We start from the raw sequence: 19524 nt of genomic DNA, 5'->3' as shown, positions 1-19524 counted from the left end.
CTGTCGCCGCGCGGCTTTTTCCGTTTATCGAGGTGAGCAACCGAGTGCTCGCAAAATCCCGCGCGCATCAAAAGCCTGCCAAAATTTTTGGCGACACAAAGAATTGACGTTTACGCAAACGTCAATATTTGCTATTGCGGCTTCGACATTGGCCCGCTTGCCGCGTACGGCTTGATTTCGGGGCCAAATCCGCATGGTGGAGGAAAAGCATGCCGATCTACAGGGCCCCGGTCCAAGACACGCTGTTCGTGCTCAACGAGGTGCTGGGCTATCAGCGCTATTCGAACCTTCCCGGATTTGCCGACGCCACGCCAGATGTGCTGGAGGCGATTCTCGCCGAAGGCGCCAAGCTCGCTGAAAATGTCATGCATCCGCTCAACCGTGTCGGCGACATGGAAGGCTGCGTGCGCCATGAGGACGGCTCTGTAACGACGCCCAAGGGTTTCAAGGAAGCCTACGACCAGTATCGTGAAGGCGGCTGGATGGGACTGGCAGCACCGGTCGAGTTCGGCGGCCAGGGCCTGCCCTATGCTGTGCACACCGCCGTTGCCGAATACATGGTGTCGGCCAACATGTCGCTGATGATGTATCCGGGCCTGACCCAGGGCGCGATCGCGGCGATCATCACCCACGGCACTGACGAGCAGAAGGCGACCTGGCTGCCGAAGATGATCGAAGGCGCCTGGACCGGCACCATGAACCTGACCGAGCCGCATTGCGGCACCGATCTCGGCCTGCTGCGCACCAAGGCGGTGCCGAACGGCGATGGCACCTACAAAATCTCGGGCCAGAAGATCTTCATCTCGGCCGGCGAGCACGACATGTCGGACAACATCGTCCATCTGGTGCTGGCCCGCATCGAGGGCGCGCCGGAAGGTGTGAAGGGCATTTCGCTGTTCATCGTGCCGAAGCTCAAGCTCGATGCGTCGGACAATCCGGGCGAACGCAACACGCTCTCCTGCGGTTCGATCGAGGAGAAGATGGGCATCCACGGCAATTCGACCTGCGTCATGAACTATGACGAGGCGCAAGGCACGCTGCTCGGCGAGGCCAATGGCGGGCTGAAGGCGATGTTCACGATGATGAACGAAGCCCGCCTCGGCGTCGGCCTGCAAGGCCTGTCGCTGTCGGAGATCGCCTACCAGAACGCTGTTGCCTATGCCAAGGACCGCTTGCAGGGCCGCTCGCTGTCAGGCGCCAAGGCGCCGGACAAGAAGGCCGACCCGATCATCGTCCATCCCGACATCCGCCGCTCGCTGATGACCATGAGGGCCTTCAACGAGGCCGGCCGTGCACTGGCATTGTGGACGGCGATCAAGTCCGACATCGCCCATCGTTCCGCAGACGACAAGGACCGCCAGGCGGCTGACGACTACACCGGCCTGATGACGCCGGTGGTCAAGGGTGTGCTCACTGACAAGGGTTTCGACCATGCCGTCATGGCGCAGCAGGTGTTTGGCGGCCACGGCTACATCGAAGAGCACGGCATGAGCCAATTCGTGCGCGATGCCCGCATCGCCATGATCTATGAAGGCGCCAACGGCATCCAGGCGCTCGACCTCGTCGGCCGCAAGCTCGGCCTGAATGGCGGTCGCGCCATCCAGGCCTTCTTCAAGGAAGTCGGCGAGTTCTGTGAAGAAAACCGCGCCGACGAGAAGATGGCGCCGTTCACCAAGGGGTTGAAGAAGGGCCTCAACGATCTGCAGGCGGCGACGATGTGGCTGGTGCAGAACGGCATGGCCAAGCCCGACAATGCCGGTGCCGCCTCGACCGACTACATGCATCTCTTCGGCCTCGTGGCGCTGGGTTACATGTGGGCGCAGATGGCCAAGGCGGCGCAGGGCAAGACCGGCGCCAACGGCTCCCAGTCGTTTTACGACAACAAGGTGGTGACGGCGCGCTTCTTCATGGAGCGGATCATGCCGGAGACCTCGGCGCACCTCGCCCGCATTTCGAGTGGCGCGGACACGCTAATGGCGCTGCCTGCGGAAGCGTTCTAGGTTCGGCGGGCCGGCAGCGCCGGCCCACAATTTCGAACGCGGAGGAAATCGTGGCGACAAATCCAGCCGAAGTGCTCTCTTTGCCGAAGCCCGCCTGGGCGGCGGACGAGGTCGGCATGCTCTACGACATGGCGACCCGCTTCATGTCGGAGGAGATCGCGCCGCGCTACGACGAGTTCGAGAAGAACGAAATGGTCGACCGCGAAAGCTGGCTGAAGGCAGGTTCCGCCGGCCTGCTCTGCGCCTCGATGCCGGAGGAATATGGAGGTTCCGGCGGCACCTTCGCGCATGAGAGCGCCATCATCGAGGCCATCGGCCATGTCGGCGTCGACGGCTTTGGCATCGGCCTGCACAATGCGATCGTTGCGCCCTACATCCTCCACTACGGCTCCGAGGAGCAGAAGAAGAAATGGCTGCCGAGGTTGGCCGCCGGCGAACTGATCGGCGCCATCGCCATGACCGAGCCCGGTGCCGGATCCGACCTGCAGGGCGTCAAGACGCGGGCTGAGAAGGATGGCAACCAGTACAAGATCAACGGCTCCAAGACCTTCATCACCAACGGCCAACTGGCCAATCTCATCATCGTCGTCACGAAGACCGATCCGGCCAAGGGTGCCAAGGGCACTTCGCTTGTTGTCGTCGAGACCGACGAGGTCGACGGCTTCGAGCGCGGCCGCAACCTCGACAAGATCGGCCTGAAGGCCAACGACACGTCGGAACTGTTCTTCAACGACGTGCGCGTGCCGACCTCGAACCTGCTTGGCCATGAAGAGGGACAGGGCTTCATCCAGCTCATGCAGCAATTGCCGCAGGAACGGCTGCAGATCGGCACCGGCGCCATCGCCATGATCGAGCGGGCGCTGGCGCTGACCATCGACTACGTCAAGGAGCGCAAGGCCTTCGGCAAGGCGATCATCGAGTTCCAGAACACCCAGTTCAAGCTGGCTGAGCTGAAGACCGAGGCGACCATCGGCCGCGTCTTCTACAATGATTGCGTCACCCGCCACATCAATGGTGGCCTCGATCCGGTGACAGCCTCGATGGCCAAGTACTGGCTTTCCGACCTGCAGGGAAAAGTCGTCGACGAATGCCTTCAATTGCATGGCGGCTATGGCTACATGAATGAATATCCGATCGCCCGCATGTTCCGCGACGCTCGCGTCCAGCGCATTTACGGCGGCACCAACGAGATCATGAAATTGCTGATTGGCCGCTCTCTCTGAGAGCGACATCAGGCGAACCAAGGAGCAAGAAAATGGCTGACGCTTATGTCTATGACGCCGTGCGCACGCCGCGCGGCAAGGGCAAGAAGGACGGATCGCTGCACGAAGTGCCGGCGGTGCGGCTTGCCGCCAAGACACTCGAAGCGCTGCGCGACCGCAATGGGCTCGATACAGGCACCGTCGACGACATCATCTTCGGCTGCGTCGATCCGGTCGGCGAGGCGGGCTCAGTCATTCCGCGCGCCGCCGCTTTCGAGGCCGGTTACGACAACAAGGCGCCCGGCATGCAGATATCGCGCTTCTGTGCTTCGGGTCTCGATGCCATCAATTTCGGCGCCGCCAAGATCGCGCAGGGCGCCGACGAGATCGTCATCGCCGGTGGCGTCGAATCCATGTCGCGCGTCGGCATGGGCGCCTCGGGTGGCGCCTGGTTCATGGACCCTTCGGTCGGCCTGCCCGGCTGGTTCGTGCCGCAAGGCATCTCGGCCGACCTGATCGCCACCAAATACGGTTTTAGCCGTGACGACGTCGACGCCTATGCCGTCGAGAGCCAGAAGCGGGCCGCAAAATCCTGGGCGGATGGCCGCTTCAAGAACTCCGTCATTCCGATCAAGGACCAGAACGGCCTGACCATCCTCGACCATGACGAGCATATGCGCCCGTCGACCGACATGCAGTCGCTGGCCTCGCTCAACCCGTCCTTCATCATGCCGGGCGAAATGGGCGGCTTCGATGCCGTCGCGGTGCAGAAGCATCCGGAAGTCGAAGAGGTCAATCACGTCCACCATGCCGGCAATTCGTCCGGCATCGTCGATGGCGCCGCCGCCGTGCTGCTCGGCTCCAAGAAGGCCGGCAAGGCGATGGGCCTGAAGCCACGTGCCCGCATCCGCACCTTCGCCAACATCGGCTCCGAGCCGGTGCTGATGCTGACCGGTCCGGTCGACGTCACCGAAAAGCTGTTGAAGCGCGCCAAGATGAAGCTGTCGGACATCGATCTGTTCGAGCTCAACGAAGCCTTCGCCTCGGTGGTGCTGCGCTACATGCAGGCGTTCGACATTCCGCACGACAAGATCAACGTCAACGGCGGTGCCATCGCCATGGGCCATCCGCTCGGCGCCACCGGCGCGATGATCTTCGGCACGGTGCTGGACGAACTCGAGCGCCGCGACCTCAACACCGCGCTGGTGACGCTCTGCATCGGCGCCGGCATGGGCACCGCAACGATCATCGAACGCGTCTGACGGGGAGAAAAATCATGAGCTACACCAATTTTACCCTCGACACCGACGCCGACGGCATTGCGCTGGTCACCTGGAACATGCCCGACCGCTCTATGAACGTCTTCACCGAAGAGGTGATGAACGAGCTCGACAAGATCATCGACCAGGTGGTGGCCGACGCCGGCATCAAGGGCGCGGTGATCACCTCGGGCAAGGACAGCTTCTCGGGTGGTGCTGATCTCACCATGCTGCAGAAGATGCTGACGGTGTTTGCCACGGAGAAGGCCAAGGATCCGGAGAAGGCGGCAAAGCTTTTGTTCGACAATGCCGGCCGCATGGGCGGCCTGTGGCGCAAGCTCGAAACATCGGGCAAGCCCTGGGTGTCGGCGATCAACGGCACCTGCATGGGCGGCGCCTTCGAATTGTCGCTGGCCTGCCACGGCCGCGTCGCCGCTGACTCAGACAAGGTCAAGATGGCCTTGCCGGAAGTCAAGGTCGGCATCTTCCCCGGCGCAGGCGGCACCCAGCGGGTGCCACGGCTGACCGATCAGCAGCAGGCGCTGCAGATGCTGACCTCGGGCCAGAACCTGTCGCCGCAGAAGGCGAAGGCCATGGGCCTGATCCATGAGATCGCCGAGCCAGCCAAGCTGATCGAGACCGCCAAGGCGATGATCAAAAATGGTCTGAAAGCCGTCCAGCCCTGGGACGAGAAGGGCTTCAAACTGCCCGGTGGCCAGATCTATTCGCCGGCCGGCTTCAATCTGTGGCCGCCGGCCATCGCCATCCTGCGCCGCGAAACTTATGGCAATTATCCGGCCGCCGCCGCGATCCTGAAAAGCGTCTATGAAGGCCTGCTGGTGCCGTTCGACACCGGCCTGCGGATCGAGCAGCGCTATTTCACCGAGATCATGCAGAGCAAGGAAGCAGCGGCGATGATCCGCTCGCTGTTCGTTTCCCTGCAGGAGCTGAACAAGGGCGCGCGCCGCCCGGCCGGCGTGCCGGAAACCAAATTCAAGAAGATCGGCATTCTCGGCGCCGGCTTCATGGGTGCCGGCATCGCCTATGTCACCGCCAAGGCCGGCATCCCGGTGGTTCTCCTCGACCGCGACCTGGAGTCGGCCCAGAAGGGCAAGGCCCATTCCGACAGCCTGGTCTCGAATCAGGTCAAGAAGGGCCGCGCCAAGCCCGAGGAGAAGGACAAGCTGCTGTCGCTCATCACACCGACATCGGACTATGCCGATCTCGCCGGCTGCGACCTGGTGGTCGAGGCGGTGTTCGAGGATTCGGCCGTCAAGAAGGCCGCCACCGAACAGGCAGAAGCCGTGCTGAAGTCGTCGGCGATCTTCGCGTCGAACACCTCGACCATTCCGATCACCGGCTTGGCAAAGAATTCGGTGCGGCCGAAGAATTTTGTCGGCATCCACTTCTTCTCGCCGGTCGACAAGATGATGCTGGTCGAGATCATCCTGGGCAAGAAGACGGGCGACAAGGCGCTGGCGACCGCGATCGACTTCGTCCGCGCCATCAAGAAGACGCCGATCGTCGTCAACGACACACGCGGCTTCTACGTCAACCGCTGCGTGCTGCGCTACATGTCGGAGGCCTACAAGATGCTGATCGAAGGCGTTCCGGCGCCGATGATCGAGAATGCCGCGAAGGCCGCCGGCATGCCGGTTGGTCCCCTGGCGCTGACCGACGAGACCGCGATCGACCTTGCCCAGAAGATCATGAAGCAGACCATCAGGGATCTCGGCGACAAGGCTGTCGACGCCAAGCAGATGGCGCTGATCAACACCATGGTCGACGACCATGGCCGCTTCGGCCGCAAGAACGGCAAGGGTTTTTACGACTACCCTGCCAAGCCGGCCAAGAAGAAGCTGTGGCCAGGGTTGAAGGAGCTCTATCCGCAGCTTGCGCCCGAGAAGGTCGACTACGAGGAGTTGCAGCAGCGGCTGCTTGTCACCATCGCGCTGGAAGCGGCACGGGTGATGGAAGAGGGCATCGTCACCGATCCGCGCGAGGCCGACGTCGGCTCGATCCTGGCCTTCGGCTTTGCGCCCTATACCGGCGGTGCGTTGTCCTACATCGACGGCATCGGCGCCAAGCGCTTCGTCAAGATCGCCAAGGGCTTGCAGAAGAAATACGGCGCCGAGTTCAAGGCACCCAAGCTGCTGCTCGATATGGCCGAGAAGGGCGAAACTTTCTACGAACGCTTCGACCCCTACGCCAAGCGCGATGTGAAGCAGGCCGCCTGACGCCAGATTATGTATGTCTGGGCGCGCATGGCGCGCATGCTGGCCACGGCGCGCAGCCGTGGCCCCTATGTGATGGGCGGCGAAAGCCGGCTGGCCTTTCGCTGCCTGCCGACCGATATCGATTTCAACGTCCATCTCAACAATGCGCGCTGCATGATGCTGGCCGATCTCGGCCGTATCGACCTCTTCGTCCGCGCCGGCCTGATCACGCTGGCGCGGAAGAATGGCTGGGCGCCGATGATGGGCGGGTTGCAGGCGGTCTATGCGCGCGAAATCAAGCTGTGGCGCCGCTTCGAAGTGGTGTCGTCGATCGAGACCTGGGAAGGCAGCCAGGTCATCGGCAAGCACCGCTTCGTCCTCGACAATGGCGAGACGGCTGCCTTGATCCTGACGACGGCCGGCGTCTACGACCGCAAGGCGCGCCGCTTCCTCGATATTGACGAGGTTGTCGCTGCACTTGGCCGTACGGTCGCCCCGCGGCCGCCGACGCAGGAGGAACGGATTTTCATGACGTCGCACCGGGGTTTGCGCACCCTCGCCAAGGCGGCCGATTGATCCTGGGAATCTCTATGTCCACGGTCGACACGAATGTGTGTCGTGTGAGCGGTGCCGGTGGACAAAGCGGTGTTCGCGGACTAGAAGGGACAGGCATTTTTTCCTGTCTCGAAGGAGAGCACGACATGCTCTCGCACGACCGCGTCTGGGCCGCCATCGATGCTCTTGCCGAGCGTTATTCGCTTTCGGCGTCAGGTCTGGCAAGGCGCGCGGGCCTCGATTCAACCGCCTTTAACAAGTCGAAGCGCCTGTCGTCGGATGGCAGGCCTCGCTGGCCTTCGACCGAATCACTGGCCAAGATCATCGAGGCAACGGGCGCTTCGCTCGACGAGTTCACCGGGCTGATCGAAGGCCGCATCGGCGTCGCATCGGCGCGCAGGAGTTCCGTGCCGTTGCTCGGCTTTGCCCAGGCCGGCGCCGGCGGTTTTTTCGACGATGCCGGCTTTCCCTTGGGGCAGGGCTGGGATCTGGTCGAACTGCCCGCGCAATCGACCGAAAGCTCCTATGCCTTGCAGGTGCAAGGCGATTCCATGCTGCCGCTCTACCGCAATGGCGACGTGCTCATCGTCGAGCCGGGCGCGGCCACCCGCAAGGGCGATCGCGTCGTGGTCAAGACCACCGCGGGCGAGGTGATGGCCAAGGTGCTCGAGCGCCAGACCGTCAAGGCGATCGCGCTGGTGTCGCTTAATCCCGATCATCCAGACCGCGACATCCCCATGCGCGATGTCGAATGGGTGGCGCGGATTGTCTGGGCAAGTCAGTAGGTCCGGCTGGTGCGGGTTCTTCATCTTGCCCTGGCGGTTCTGATGGTCCTGGCGATGGCGGCTTTGGTCGTCGCCGGCGGCCGCACGCTGAAGGGAAGCGAAAGCACTGTTGCTGTGGATCAGATCGATCCCGGCGCTGACACGATCGCTCAAGCAGGCGCCGATGCCGGACCTGAAGAGCCGGTCACGTCAGCCATTCCCGCGCCTGCCGCGCCGCAGCCGCCAAAGCCGACGGTGCATTCGCGAGCCATCGATCCGGACGTCATTGCGCCACCGGAACTGCCCACAGAAGAGCTCGAGCGGATCGAGCCGCGCGAACCGCTGAGCAAGCTGGCGCTGGCCATGCCGCCCAAGCCGAAGATGCCCGACGACTGGAACGGCACCAAGCTGTTCCAGCCGGTCGCGACGGCCGCCGGCCTGATCGAGGCGAAAGGCTATTCCGTCGCGGTTTCCGGCATAGATATCGTGCCGCAGGACAAGACCTGCACCACCGACGGCAAATCCTGGCCGTGCGGCATTCGTGCGCGCACGGCGTTCCGCGCCTTCCTGCGCGGTCGCGCGGTGGTCTGCACCGTGCCGCCCGAAGGCGGACGCGACCGGATCGCCGCGCAATGCCGGATCGGCAAGCAGGACGTTGGTCAATGGCTGGTCGACAACGGCTGGGCGCGCCCCACCAAGGGCGGCCCCTATGCCGAGGCCGGCGAAAAGGCACTAACAGCGAAGAAGGGCATCTTCGGATCGGCGCCGAACCTGGCCGGCATTGCGGCGGAGCCCGCCGCGCCCGCCCAGGCGCCTCAGGCGCCGGGCTCGATCCTGGAAGAGGTCGACGGCACCCTCAAACCAGCTGACCAGCCAGCGCCTGCTGAATGAGCGCGCGGGTCTCGGCGACGCCGTAGAGCGCGGCAAACGAGCCGAAGCGCGGCCCGCGCTCCTGGCCGATCAGCACCTGGTAGATCATCTGGAAGAAGGCGCCCGAAACGCCCGGGCCGCCTTCCGGGCTCTGCTTGGAATGATCCTGATAGCGTTCGATCTTGCGCGCCACGTTGAGCGAAGCGTTCTGGATCGTTTCGCCGCTGGCGTCCGCCGGCAATTCGCCGAGCGCCTTGTCGAGGGATTGCAGTGCTTCGCGCTCTACCTCGTCGGCTGGGCGGAAGGTTTTCGTCGGCCGCACGAAATCGTCGAAATAGCGGATCGCATGGCCGACCAACTGGTCGAGCTCCGGGTGGGTCTTCGGCGTCACGTTAGTCGCGTGGCGCGAGATGAAGCCCCACAGCACATCCTTGTTCTGCGCATTGGAAGCGCTGACCAGGTTGAGCAGCAGCGAGAACGGCACCGGCATGTCGACAAGCGGCGGGTTGCCGTCATGCATATGCCAGACCGGATTGCCCAAACGCTCCTTCCAGTCCTGCCTGGGGTAGGCCGCGAGGAAGGTGTAATATTCGTCCACGGCCCTCGGGATGACGTCGAAATAGAGCTTCTTGGCCTGCCGCGGCCGCTGGTACATATAGAGCCCGAGGCTTTCGGTCGGCGCATAGGTCAGCCAATCGTCGATGGTCAGGCCGTTGCCCTTCGACTTCGAGATCTTCTGGCCGTTCTCGTCGAGAAACAGCTCGTAGACAAAATGCTCGGGCGCGCGCCCGCCCAGGATGTTGCAGATGCGGTCATAGACCACCGCATTGGTCTGGTGGTCCTTGCCGAACATCTCGAAATCGACGCCAAGTGCTGCCCAGCGCATGCCGAAATCCGGCTTCCATTGCAGCTTCACCTTGCCGCCGGTGATCGACAGCGTGGTCTCGGTGCCCTCATCGTCGAAGGTGATGGTGCCGGCCTTGGCGTCGACATGCTTCATCGGCACGTAGAGCACCCGGCCGCTCTTTGGCGAGATCGGCAGGAACGGGCTGTAGGTCGCCTGGCGCTCAGGCCCGAGCGTCGGCAGCATCACCGCCATGATCTTGTCGTAGCGTTCGGCGGCACGCAGCAGCATCGCGTCGAAGCGCCCCGACTTGTAATATTGCGTCGCGCTGGCGAATTCGTAGTCGAAGCCGAACGTATCCAGGAAGCGGCAGAGCATCGCGTTGTTGTGGTCGGCGAAGCTCGCATAGTCGCCCCCGAACGGATTGGGGACGGACGACAGCGGCATATGCAGATATGGTTCGAGTGCCGCGCGATCCGGCACGCTCTCGGGTATCTTGCGCATGCCGTCCATGTCGTCGGAGAAGCACAAGAGCTTGGTCTTGACCTTGTCCTGCGTCAGCACGCGAAACGCATGGCGCACCATCGAGGTGCGCGCCACCTCACCGAACGTGCCGATATGCGGCAGGCCGGACGGTCCGTAGCCGGTCTCGAACAGGATCGTTTCGGGAAAGTCTGCGCCCTTGTAGCGCTCGATGATCTTTTTGGCTTCCTCGAACGGCCACGCCTTGCTCTCGGCCGCAGCCGCCAGCAGTTCGGGGTTGAGATCGATGATGTTTGATCCCGCCATGTCACTATCTTCCAAATTATTCGCCAACCCGATCCTACGAGGACGGGGCCGGAGCAGGGCTTTTTCAAACCGGTCTCTAGGCGTGCGACGCCGGAGCGTCAACGAGCGCGGCGCTTTTTCCTTGCGGGCCTCGAGCCCCGTTCCTACCTTCGAAGCCCGTTCAAGGAGTAAAGAATGCCGTCGCCGACCCCGCATGAAGCCCTGATCTACCTGATGGTCATCACCTCGGCCTCCGACCGCGACATGACCGATGTCGAACTGGCCAGGATCGGCGACGTTGTCCGCTCATGGCCGGTGTTCGAGGATTTCAAGCACGACCGGCTGGTCCCCGTCGCGCAGGCTTGTCAGAGGCTGTTGCATGAAAAGGATGGCCTGGAGGGTATCTTGGTCCAGGTTGCCGAAGCCCTGCCGGAGCGTCTCCGCGACACCGCCTACGCCGCTGCCTTCGAAGTCGCCGCCGTCGATCTCGAAATGCGCATGGAGGAAGTCCGGGTGCTGCAGCTGATCCGCCGCCAGCTCGATCTCGACACGCTTACCGTCGCCGCCATCGGCCGCGCGGCCAAGGCACGGCTGCGCACGCTGACCTGACCGGGAAGCGTTACTGCCGGATCAGAAAAAACTGACCGGGACCGGATCAGAAAAAACTGACCGGGAAGTAGCGCAGGTAGAATTCGGCGAAGGTGCCTTTCATCGAAATCTCCTGCAGCGCGTAGTCGAGTGCTGCAGCCAGCGCCGGATTGTCCGCCCTTGTGGCGATGGTCATGCCCGTGCCCAGATATTCGGGCGCCAGATACGGACCGCCGGCAAAACGGCAGCAGCCGGCCGCATCCGAGCCGCCCAGCCAGAAGGCGAAGCGCATGCCGTCGCCAAAGGCCGCATCGATCTTGCCCGCCTTGAGATCACCGTAGAGAGCTTCCGGTCCGTCGAAGGGGACGATTTGGACCGTCTTGAAATAGTCGCGCAGCATGCGCTCATGCGCCGAGCCTGATATCACGCCGACGCGCTTGCCGCGCAATTTGTCGAAAATCGGTTCCGTCAGTGCCTTGCTCTTCGGCATGATGAAGCGTGCCGGAAACTGCAGATAGGCGCGCGAGAAGGCGTATGTCTGGCGCGATTGCGGCGTCGCGGCGATCCCGGCGATGATCGCTTCGCCCTCGCCTTTCTCGAGCGCCCCTTCCAGCTCGGCCCAGGGCAATGCCTGGATCTGGCATTTGTCGACGACGCTGAGCTCCGCGCAGATGGCGCGCGCCAGGTCGATGTGGAAACCGGACAGCTTTCCCGCGCCATCGAGGAAATTGAAAGGCGGAAAATCCGTGGTCGTCAGGAATCGCAGCCGTGGCAGTGCCGAAAGGTCGGGCTTGGGCAACCGTTCCTTGGCGTCCCACAACACCGGCACCTGGGGTTCGGCCGCGCGCGCGCCAAAGGTCGATGACAGCGCCGCGATCAGCAGCGACGCCAGGACCAGCGACCTCATTGGAACACCACGATAGAACTCCGCCGCACGCGTGCTTGCGTCGGTTTTGGTACGAAAATGGTACAGGCACAATGGTTTTTGATTTCAACGCGCCGATTTCAGGATATGGTTTAGCGCGTTTGCAAACAGCGGTGGCTGCTTTGGTCGGGGGACCAGGGCCGAGAACCACAACCGGAAATGAGCGCGTTGCAATCGGCGGTCGGTGGCAAAGTGCGGATAACGCATGGACCATCGATCTCAATGCATGAGGCAACATGGGGTTGATGTTGCGATGGGTCAGTTTGATCGTACGCTGGAATACATAGACCAACTGCAGCACGCCGGAACGGCGGCGGTGGTCTGCGAAAAGCTGTTGGGCATAACGTCGGATTTCGGTCTGACCGCACTGATGGCCGGAACCGTTCCGCAGCCGGGCACGCCTGCCGGGCAGCAAAAGCAGCATGTGCTGCTTTGCGACTGGCCTGTCGAATGGCTGGAGCGCTACGTGGCGCGCAACTATGTCGATCACGATCCAGTGGTCAGCCACATGAAGCAGCTGCAGGCGCCGTTCCAGTGGCGCGAAGCGGCCCAAGGCGTTCGCATTGACAAGAGCAGCGGCGAAGTGATGGGCGACGCCGGTGCTTTCAAGCTGCGCGACGGGCTGGCCTTCCCGCTGATCACGCTCGATGGCCAGATTGTCATGGTTTCGCTGGGTGGCGAGGCCGTGGAGCTGTCGGCGGCAGAGTTCGGCCTGGTGTCGCTGGTCTCGACCTATGCCATTGGCCGCGCCATGCAACTTCACACCATGGCGACCCGGACTATCGACCATATCGAATTGACGCCGCGCGAACGCGAATGCCTAAAATGGGCCGCCGTCGGCAAGTCCGAATGGGAGATTTCTCAAATCCTCGGCATCTCCGAGCACACCTCGGAGAAACATCTTCTTAACGCCAAAAGCAAACTCGGTGCTGTCAACCGGGTGCAGGCAGTCGCGGAAGCGATCCGGCGCGGCTACATTAGTTAGGTCGGCCGTGCCGACCTAGAACTTCCTGCCTACGTGATCACGCAATTTTCTCATCAAAGCACGGCCGTATCTTCCTCTTAAACCCAGGAGACGACGGAATGCTTTTTTGTCTTACAACCCAAGAACTGATGGAACGTCCCGACCTTTGGGAGGCCGTCCATCGACTGCGCTACCAGATATTTGTCGAGGAGATGGGATGGGAGGACTTGCGGCGCCCAGACGGTTTCGAGGTCGACCAGTTCGACCATGACGAGGCGGTGCATCAGATCGTCATCAGAGGCAACGAGGTCGCGGGCTATCAAAGGATGCTGCCGACCACGCGGCCCCATTTGCTGACCGAGGTCTTGACCGAACTGGCCGAAGGAACGCCGCCTTCCGGTCCCAACATCTGGGAACTGACCCGCTACGCGGTGGCTGCCGGCTATCGTGATGGCCGTCGCGGCGTCTCGACCGTCGGCACCGAACTGATCGCCGGCTTTGTCGAGTGGGGGCTGAAGCGCGGCGTCGACAAGGTGATCATCGAGTTCGAGCCGATGTGGGTGTTGCGTGCCTTGCAACTGCATTTCCTGGCGACGCCGCTGGGCTATCAGCGCACCTACGGCAAGCAACAGGTCGTGGCGACCCTGCTCACCTTCAACGAGCACACGCTGGACGTGGTGCGTGAGCGCCGCAATCATCATGCCCCCGTTCTGGCCAGGGGATACCCCGACATGTTCGGGCAAAGGCGGGCGTCATGAGATCGGAGATCACCATGCATCACCCGCAACCTGAGCTGCGCAACCACACGCTGATCGTTACCGTATCGTCGGCCGACGGCCGGCCGGTGCTCGACAGAAGGGCCTATGAAAGCCTTGCCAGGACGTTCCATGAAGCCGCCGACAATGACGAGGTGCGTGTCGTCGTGCTGCGCGGCCTGGCAGGCTGCTTCTGCCTCGGCGGTGACTTTTCCGAGTTCCTCGACGCCAGCAAGCACCAGAAGCTGATTGCCGCCGTCACCGACATGTTCCGCACGCTGGCGACGTTCCCCAAGCCCATCCTGGCTTGTGTCGATGGCGATGCCGTCGGCGTCGGCTGCACCATCCTGTTCCACTGCGACATGGTGATCGCTTCCAATGAAAGCACTTTCCGGGTGCCGTTCGTCGACTTCGGCCTCGTGCCGGACGCGGCGACCAGCATCCTGGCGCCGCAGAAGCTCGGCTATGCCGGCGCCTTCCGCTTCTTCTGCCTCGGCGACACGCTTCGCGCCGAGGACGCCAGGGCGCTCGGCCTCGTCGCCGAGATCGTGGATAATGGCGTGGAGGAGGCGACGCTTGGCCGGGCAAGGCAGCTCGCCAAGAAGCCGGTCGCCGCCCTGATGCAGACGCGCGGCCTGCTCAAGGGCAACACCGGCGCGCTGTGCGACCGCATCGATCAGGAGATATCGCTGTTCCAGCAGGCGCTGCAGGACGACACCACGCTGCGGCGATTGCAGCGGATTGCCAGGCTGGCAGCCTGAGCAACCACGTCAAGAACTACGCGCCGCGCTGCCCGATGGCCGCGCGGCGCGGAAGCATTAGCCTTCCTTGCCGAGGAATGACGGCCCGTCGCCGATGATCTTCTTGTCTTCCTTGCCGATGATATCGAGATCGCGCCCGTCATAGGGCAATGACAGAAGGATACGACGCATCACCGCCAGCCGCGAGCGCCGCTTGTCGTTGGCCCGCACGATGATCCAAGGCGCGAACTCCTTGTGGGTGCGCTCGAACATGGTGTCGCGCGCCTTGGTGTAATCATCCCATTTGGTGATGCCGGCGACATCCATCGGCGAGAACTTCCAGCTCTTCAGCGGGCTGTAGCGGCGATCGTGAAAGCGCTCGAGCTGTGTTTCCTGGCCGATGTTCAGCCAGAATTTGAAGAAGTGGATGTCGTCGTTGACGATCATCCGTTCGAAATGCGGCGTCTCGTCGAGAAACTTCTCATGCTGCTCGGGCGTGCAGAAACCCATCACCGGCTCGACGCCGGCGCGATTGTACCAGGAACGGTCGAAGGTGACGAACTCGCCAGATGTCGGGAACTGGTCGACATAGCGCTGGTAGTACCATTGTCCCACTTCGGTCGGGGTCGGCTTGGTCAGCGCTACGTTGCGCGCCGTGCGCGGATTGAGATACTGGCGCAGCACGAAGATCGTGCCGCCCTTGCCGGCGGCGTCGCGGCCTTCGAACAGCGCCATCACCCGCTTGCCGGTCGCCTGCAGCCACGCCTGCGCCTTGACCAGCTCGATCTGCAATTTCTCGAGCGTCTCGTCATACTCGTCGCTCTTCATCCTCTTGTCGTAGGGGTAGCCGCCCGCGGTCAGCTTGTTGTCCTCGACCCAGTCCGGCAGCTCGGGATTTTCGATGTCGAACTCCCGTTCCTTGCCGTCGATCCTGATCTTCAGCGGACCCGACGTCGGCGTTGCGGGATTTTCCTTGGTTTTTTTCATCGAGACGAACCCTTTTAAGCTTGTGGACTCATGCTATTGGGAGCCTCCACGCCGGTCTAGCAGGAACTTGCCATACGGCCGGACAGCGCCCGAGAGGGCTATAGGACGCGCCGATGGCTGAGCAAAGCGCAGAGCAGGCAAGTGTGGCGCAAGCCGTGGTCATCCGGCTGTGGAACAGTCGCTGGCTGCTCGTTGCCGGCGTAATCGGTATCCTGATCGCTTTTGCCTTCGCGGGGATCTCCGCCTATGTGCTGGTGCCGGCGCTGCTTCTGCTGCTTGCTGCCGCACTGTTGCCGACCACCGGCACCCGCCAATCGGCCGAGGGAGCGGCTGCAATCGAAGCGATCGGCCTGCAGCGCCTGTCGGGTGAATATCTGGCTGCGGCCGTCGCCGACCCGCTCATCATCTTCGACCATGCCGCAACCATAGTCCATGCCAATGCCGCCGCCTTTGCCGCCTTTGGCGGCATCGCACCTGGCCTGTCGCTGCCGCTGAAATTCCGGGCGCCGGAAATGCAGGCTCTGCTCGACAGCGTGCTTTCGGGCACTATCGCCTCCGATGTCGTCGACTATACGGAGAAGCTGCCGGTCGAACGGGCCTACCGGGTCAGCGCGTCCTCGGTCGGACACGCCACCGACCTCTACGTGCTGGTGTTCAAGGACCAAAGCGAGGCGCGGCGCATCGATCGCATGCGCGCTGACTTCATAGCCAATGCCAGCCACGAATTGCGCACGCCGCTCGCATCCATCGCCGGCTTCATCGAAACGCTGCGCGGACCCGCCCGCAACGACCCGGCGGCGCGCGATCAGTTCCTCCAGATCATGCAAAGCCAGACCGGCCGCATGGCACGGCTGATCGACGATTTGCTGTCGCTGTCGCGGCTCGAGATGAAGCCCTATCTGAAGCCCGGCACCGAAGTCGACCTGCGCGAGACGGTCGACAGCGTCATCGATTCACTTGGGCCGCTGGCCAGGGAAAACAGCGTCGCCATCGAACGGAGTTACGCCGACGGGCCGCTTGATGTGCCAGGCGACCGCGACGAGCTGTTCCAGGTTTTCGAGAACCTCTTGGAAAACGCCTGCAAATACGGTCAGTCGGGCGGCCGCGTCCTGGTGTCGATCGCGCGCAGCGATGCCGATTCCGAACCCGGCATCGACGTCACGATCAGGGATTTTGGCCCCGGCATTCCCGAGGAGCACATTCCGCGCATCACCGAGCGGTTCTACCGGATCGATGTCGAGACCAGCCGGACCCAGAAAGGTACCGGCCTTGGCCTGTCGATCGTCAAGCATATACTGACGCGTCACAATGCCAGGCTGACGATCAAGTCAGAGGTCGGCAAGGGCGCCGCCTTCTCGGTTCATTTGCCGACGCACTGATATCGCCCTAGTTTTCCCCTGGACCGTTTCTTTTTTCTGTCATCCGGCTAGCGTATCAGCGGGGATTCGAGGAAACGACTCAAGATCAAGAACCCGTGGGAAGGCATTCATCCATGCAGTCCGTGCACATCATGAGCGCCTATGACGAGGAGCTGAAGTATCTGTCGAAGCGCATCGCCGCGATGGGCGGCCATGCCGAGCGCATGGTCGAGCAGGCGGTCGCCGCTCTCGTCAATGCCGATCCGGGGCTGGCGCAGAAGGTTATCCGCGACGACGCCGTGCTCGACGAAGGGCAGCGCGAAATCGACGACAAGGCAATCATCATCATCGCCAAGCGCCAGCCGATGGCGACGGACCTGCGCGAAATCGTCGGCGCCATCCGCATTTCCGCCGATCTCGAGCGGGTCGGCGACCTCGGCAAGAACGTTGCCAAGCGCGTGGTCGCCGTCATCGATGGACGCCAGCCGACCAGCCTGTTCCGTGGCCTGGAGGCTCTCGCCAATCTGGCGCTCACCCAGCTCAAGGAAGTGCTCGACGTTTACGCGTCACGCTCGGTCGACAAGATCAGCTTCGTGCGCGACCGCGACGATCAGATCGATGCCATGTACACGTCGCTGTTTCGCGAATTGCTGACCTACATGATGGAAGATCCGCGCAACATCACGCCCTGCACGCATCTTCTGTTCTGCGCCAAGAACATCGAGCGCATCGGCGATCACGCCACCAACATCGCCGAGACCATCTACTACATCGTCACCGGCGACCAGATGCCGGCCGACCGGCCGAAGGGCGACAAGACGGACAAGATCAGCGTTTCAGCCACGCTTCCGGCGAAATGAACGTTCGTCCTCTCGAACGCCAGATGATATTGCGCTAAACTATCCCAGCGTTAAGCTTCTCAGGCCTAATGAAGGGTCTGCGTTCCGGAGGCTGCGATGGAATATGTCCGAGAGTTCAAGCCCGCGGCGCCGACATCAGGCATCATCGCCTGCAGTGTCTATACGGCCGGGCGCCGCATCGCCGACATTCCGATCGAGGAAGCCGGCGAATGGGCCAAGAAGTCGGGACACGTCGTCTGGATCGGCCTGCTCGAGCCCGACCGCGAGCTCCTGCTGCGCGTCCAGGCGCAATTCCATCTGCATGAGCTGGCTATCGAGGATGCCGAGCATCCGCACCAGCGGCCGAAGATCGAGCAGTATGGCGACGCGCTGTTCATCGTTGCCCGCACCGCGCAGCTGATCGAGGGCCGCGTCACCTTCGGTGAAACGCATATGTTTGTCGGCTCGGGCTACATTGTCAGCGTCAGGCATGGACCGTCGACATCCTACGCCGCCGTGCGCCAGCACTGGGAAAGCTGCCCACATTCGCTGGCCAAGGGCGAGGATTTCGTCCTCTATGCCATTCTCGACTTCATTGTCGACAACTACATGCCCGTGCTCGAGCAGATCGAGGACGAGGTCGAGGCGATCGAGGACAAGGTCCTTTTGAAGCCGATGACCGGCCCCGACATCGAACGGCTCTACATGCTGCGCCGCGATCTTCTGCGCCTGCGCAATGCAGCACTGCCGCTGGTGGAAGTCTGCCGCCGGCTGACCAGCGCCGACCTGCCGCAGATCCATACCGCCATGCATCCGCTGTTTCGCGATGTGACCGACCACATCCGCACCGTCCAGGAAAAGATCGACAGTTTGCGCGAGGTGCTGGCCTTCGCCTTCGAGGCGAGCCTGCTGGTCGGTCAGAGCCAGGAAACGGCGATATCGAAGAAACTCGCGTCGTGGGCCGCCATTCTGGCCGTGCCGACGGCATTCGCCGGCATCTACGGCATGAATTTCAGCGACATGCCGGAACTGAAGATGGAATATGGCTACCCGATAGTGCTGGCCACGATCGCGCTGATCTGCGCGTTTCTCTACTGGCGGTTCCGCAAGAATGGATGGCTGTGAAAGAGAGCGAATAGCAACAAAAAACGGCTGGCTACCAGTCACAGAAGCCAAGCCGTTCCTATTCGCTATTCGCTATTCGCTATTCAGCGATTGCGCCTTCGCTCCGCCGCCGGCTGGAACGCCACGCGGGCATGGTACTTGCAGTAGGGACCGGTTTCAGCGGCCTCGTTGCCGCAGAAGTTGAAGTCCTCGGACAGCGGATCGCCGTTCGGCCATTTGCAAGTGCGCTCCGTCAGCTCGACAAGATGCAGATGCCTTGAAACGGGCACCACGACGTTCTCGACCGGGCGGATGTAATGATGGCGTGTCACCGGCTCGGCATCGAACTGCGTTTGCAAGGCCGTCGCGCCGATCGATGTCGTGACATGGCGTGCCGTGCTGGCGGCGCGCGCCACCGATTTCTGAACGGTCGATCCCTGTGCCGTCTTCTTCTGACGTGCAGGCGTCGCCGTTGCACGACCACGGCCCGACAGCTTCAGGCGGTGCACCTTGCCGATGACGGCATTCCGGCTGACCCCTCCAAGCTGGGCAGCAATCTGGCTTGCGCTCAGACCCTCCGACCACAATTTCCTGAGAAGTTCGACCCGCTCGTCAGTCCAGTTCATGAGACCGCGCTCCTGCTAAGCGTGCGGCAATCGGAATCCATTCCCGACCCAGCACCACTGCTGGGGCAGACACCACATATATCTAGTGATTAGGTCCGCCGCACGAAATCTAGTTATTTCTCGCTTACAACTACTCTATGCGCTGACTCGGTGACAAGAG

At 62.5% G+C, this 19524-nt stretch carries 18 protein-coding genes; 14 read left to right on the top strand and 4 right to left on the bottom strand.

Translation table 11 applies throughout. The features are described 5' to 3' along the window. Positions 1-209 precede the first annotated feature (209 nt). From A3A9_RS0123555 to A3A9_RS0123525, 7 genes are all read left to right on the top strand, one after another. Positions 210-2000 carry an acyl-CoA dehydrogenase gene (locus tag A3A9_RS0123555; RefSeq protein ID WP_027060982.1) on the top strand — a complete coding sequence of 597 codons (1791 nt, stop codon included), beginning with the start codon at positions 210-212 and terminating at the stop codon, positions 1998-2000. A 50-nt stretch (positions 2001-2050) separates the two neighbouring features. Further along, positions 2051-3223: an acyl-CoA dehydrogenase family protein gene (locus tag A3A9_RS0123550; protein ID WP_027060981.1), complete on the top strand. Its 1173-nt coding sequence runs from the start codon at positions 2051-2053 to the stop codon at positions 3221-3223. Positions 3224-3255: 32 nt separating this feature from the next. Continuing rightward, positions 3256-4464 (top strand): acetyl-CoA C-acetyltransferase, encoded by a 1209-nt coding sequence (locus tag A3A9_RS0123545; protein ID WP_027060980.1) that lies wholly within the window; start codon positions 3256-3258, stop codon positions 4462-4464. 14 nt (positions 4465-4478) lie between these two features. After that, the gene (locus tag A3A9_RS0123540; protein WP_027060979.1) at positions 4479-6698 is read left to right on the top strand and encodes a 3-hydroxyacyl-CoA dehydrogenase NAD-binding domain-containing protein; all 2220 of its coding nucleotides are present in this window, start codon (positions 4479-4481) and stop codon (positions 6696-6698) included. Between the two features lie 9 nt (positions 6699-6707). Beyond that, the gene (locus tag A3A9_RS0123535; protein WP_027060978.1) at positions 6708-7253 is read left to right on the top strand and encodes a thioesterase family protein; all 546 of its coding nucleotides are present in this window, start codon (positions 6708-6710) and stop codon (positions 7251-7253) included. Positions 7254-7378: 125 nt separating this feature from the next. Beyond that, positions 7379-8017, top strand: a complete 639-nt coding sequence (locus tag A3A9_RS0123530; protein ID WP_027060977.1) for a S24 family peptidase — start codon at positions 7379-7381, stop codon at positions 8015-8017. 9 nt (positions 8018-8026) lie between these two features. Next, positions 8027-8887: a hypothetical protein gene (locus A3A9_RS0123525; protein WP_027060976.1), complete on the top strand. Its 861-nt coding sequence runs from the start codon at positions 8027-8029 to the stop codon at positions 8885-8887. Here A3A9_RS0123525 and A3A9_RS0123520 read toward each other — a convergent pair. After that, positions 8853-10499 (bottom strand): lysine--tRNA ligase, encoded by a 1647-nt coding sequence (locus A3A9_RS0123520; RefSeq protein ID WP_027060975.1) that lies wholly within the window; start codon positions 10497-10499, stop codon positions 8853-8855. The genes A3A9_RS0123525 and A3A9_RS0123520 overlap by 35 nt on opposite strands. 174 nt (positions 10500-10673) lie before the next feature. Between A3A9_RS0123520 and A3A9_RS0123515 the strand changes: the two genes are divergently transcribed. Next, entirely contained in the window at positions 10674-11087 is a 414-nt protein-coding gene (locus A3A9_RS0123515; protein ID WP_027060974.1) for a tellurite resistance TerB family protein, read from the top strand. A gap of 46 nt (positions 11088-11133) precedes the next feature. Here A3A9_RS0123515 and A3A9_RS0123510 read toward each other — a convergent pair whose 3' ends face one another. Beyond that, positions 11134-11973, bottom strand: coding sequence for a transporter substrate-binding domain-containing protein (locus A3A9_RS0123510; RefSeq protein WP_027060973.1), 840 nt, complete (start codon positions 11971-11973; stop codon positions 11134-11136). Positions 11974-12244: 271 nt separating this feature from the next. On the opposite strand from A3A9_RS0123510, the gene A3A9_RS0123505 reads away from it, so the two are divergent. The 3 genes from A3A9_RS0123505 (at position 12245) to A3A9_RS0123495 (ending at position 14471) form a co-directional block, all read left to right on the top strand. Beyond that, on the top strand, positions 12245-12976 hold the full coding sequence (locus A3A9_RS0123505) for a helix-turn-helix transcriptional regulator (protein ID WP_027060972.1): 732 nt from the start codon (positions 12245-12247) through the stop codon (positions 12974-12976). A 98-nt stretch (positions 12977-13074) separates the two neighbouring features. Further along, positions 13075-13713 carry an acyl-homoserine-lactone synthase gene (locus A3A9_RS0123500; RefSeq protein ID WP_027060971.1) on the top strand — a complete coding sequence of 213 codons (639 nt, stop codon included), beginning with the start codon at positions 13075-13077 and terminating at the stop codon, positions 13711-13713. Next, the gene (locus A3A9_RS0123495) at positions 13710-14471 is read left to right on the top strand and encodes an enoyl-CoA hydratase-related protein (RefSeq protein ID WP_027060970.1); all 762 of its coding nucleotides are present in this window, start codon (positions 13710-13712) and stop codon (positions 14469-14471) included. The genes A3A9_RS0123500 and A3A9_RS0123495 overlap by 4 nt, the downstream gene beginning before the upstream one ends. Before the next feature lie 57 nt (positions 14472-14528). Here A3A9_RS0123495 and ppk2 read toward each other — a convergent pair whose 3' ends face one another. After that, positions 14529-15437 (bottom strand): polyphosphate kinase 2, encoded by a 909-nt coding sequence (ppk2, locus tag A3A9_RS0123490; protein WP_027060969.1) that lies wholly within the window; start codon positions 15435-15437, stop codon positions 14529-14531. 113 nt (positions 15438-15550) lie between these two features. Here ppk2 and A3A9_RS0123485 point away from each other — a divergent pair, with 113 nt between their 5' ends. From A3A9_RS0123485 to A3A9_RS0123475, 3 genes are all read left to right on the top strand, one after another. Continuing rightward, complete coding sequence (locus A3A9_RS0123485) at positions 15551-16816, top strand: ATP-binding protein (protein ID WP_027060968.1); 1266 nt, start codon at positions 15551-15553, stop codon at positions 16814-16816. A gap of 113 nt (positions 16817-16929) precedes the next feature. Next, positions 16930-17655: a phosphate signaling complex protein PhoU gene (gene phoU / locus A3A9_RS0123480; protein ID WP_027033051.1), complete on the top strand. Its 726-nt coding sequence runs from the start codon at positions 16930-16932 to the stop codon at positions 17653-17655. Between the two features lie 96 nt (positions 17656-17751). Continuing rightward, positions 17752-18759, top strand: a complete 1008-nt coding sequence (locus tag A3A9_RS0123475) for a magnesium and cobalt transport protein CorA (protein WP_027060967.1) — start codon at positions 17752-17754, stop codon at positions 18757-18759. Positions 18760-18842: 83 nt separating this feature from the next. On the opposite strand, the gene A3A9_RS0123470 is transcribed toward A3A9_RS0123475, so the two are convergent. Then, entirely contained in the window at positions 18843-19364 is a 522-nt protein-coding gene (locus A3A9_RS0123470) for a GcrA family cell cycle regulator (protein ID WP_027060966.1), read from the bottom strand. Between the last annotated feature and the right edge of the window lie 160 nt (positions 19365-19524).

The organism is Mesorhizobium loti CJ3sym (assembly GCF_000472785.1).
In the GTDB taxonomy this organism is placed as follows: domain Bacteria; phylum Pseudomonadota; class Alphaproteobacteria; order Rhizobiales; family Rhizobiaceae; genus Mesorhizobium; species Mesorhizobium loti_E.
Note: the sequence above shows the minus strand (reverse complement) of the source record. Positions and strands in the feature narration are given on the sequence as shown.

Excerpts from the sequence above, each read along its gene's own strand:
- A3A9_RS0123510 (WP_027060973.1), bottom strand. The coding sequence starts at position 11,973 with ATGAGGTCGCTGGTCCTGGCGTCGCTGCTGATCGCGGCGCTGTCATCG.
- A3A9_RS0123520 (WP_027060975.1), bottom strand. The coding sequence starts at position 10,499 with ATGGCGGGATCAAACATCATCGATCTCAACCCCGAACTGCTGGCGGCT.
- A3A9_RS0123540 (WP_027060979.1), top strand. The coding sequence starts at position 4,479 with ATGAGCTACACCAATTTTACCCTCGACACCGACGCCGACGGCATTGCG.
- A3A9_RS0123545 (WP_027060980.1), top strand. The coding sequence starts at position 3,256 with ATGGCTGACGCTTATGTCTATGACGCCGTGCGCACGCCGCGCGGCAAG.
- A3A9_RS0123485 (WP_027060968.1), top strand. The coding sequence starts at position 15,551 with ATGGCTGAGCAAAGCGCAGAGCAGGCAAGTGTGGCGCAAGCCGTGGTC.
- A3A9_RS0123470 (WP_027060966.1), bottom strand. The coding sequence starts at position 19,364 with ATGAACTGGACTGACGAGCGGGTCGAACTTCTCAGGAAATTGTGGTCG.
- phoU (WP_027033051.1), top strand. The coding sequence starts at position 16,930 with ATGCAGTCCGTGCACATCATGAGCGCCTATGACGAGGAGCTGAAGTAT.
- ppk2 (WP_027060969.1), bottom strand. The coding sequence starts at position 15,437 with ATGAAAAAAACCAAGGAAAATCCCGCAACGCCGACGTCGGGTCCGCTG.
- A3A9_RS0123500 (WP_027060971.1), top strand. The coding sequence starts at position 13,075 with ATGCTTTTTTGTCTTACAACCCAAGAACTGATGGAACGTCCCGACCTT.
- A3A9_RS0123515 (WP_027060974.1), top strand. The coding sequence starts at position 10,674 with ATGCCGTCGCCGACCCCGCATGAAGCCCTGATCTACCTGATGGTCATC.
- A3A9_RS0123475 (WP_027060967.1), top strand. The coding sequence starts at position 17,752 with ATGGAATATGTCCGAGAGTTCAAGCCCGCGGCGCCGACATCAGGCATC.
- A3A9_RS0123555 (WP_027060982.1), top strand. The coding sequence starts at position 210 with ATGCCGATCTACAGGGCCCCGGTCCAAGACACGCTGTTCGTGCTCAAC.
- A3A9_RS0123530 (WP_027060977.1), top strand. The coding sequence starts at position 7,379 with ATGCTCTCGCACGACCGCGTCTGGGCCGCCATCGATGCTCTTGCCGAG.
- A3A9_RS0123505 (WP_027060972.1), top strand. The coding sequence starts at position 12,245 with ATGGGTCAGTTTGATCGTACGCTGGAATACATAGACCAACTGCAGCAC.
- A3A9_RS0123495 (WP_027060970.1), top strand. The coding sequence starts at position 13,710 with ATGAGATCGGAGATCACCATGCATCACCCGCAACCTGAGCTGCGCAAC.
- A3A9_RS0123535 (WP_027060978.1), top strand. The coding sequence starts at position 6,708 with ATGTATGTCTGGGCGCGCATGGCGCGCATGCTGGCCACGGCGCGCAGC.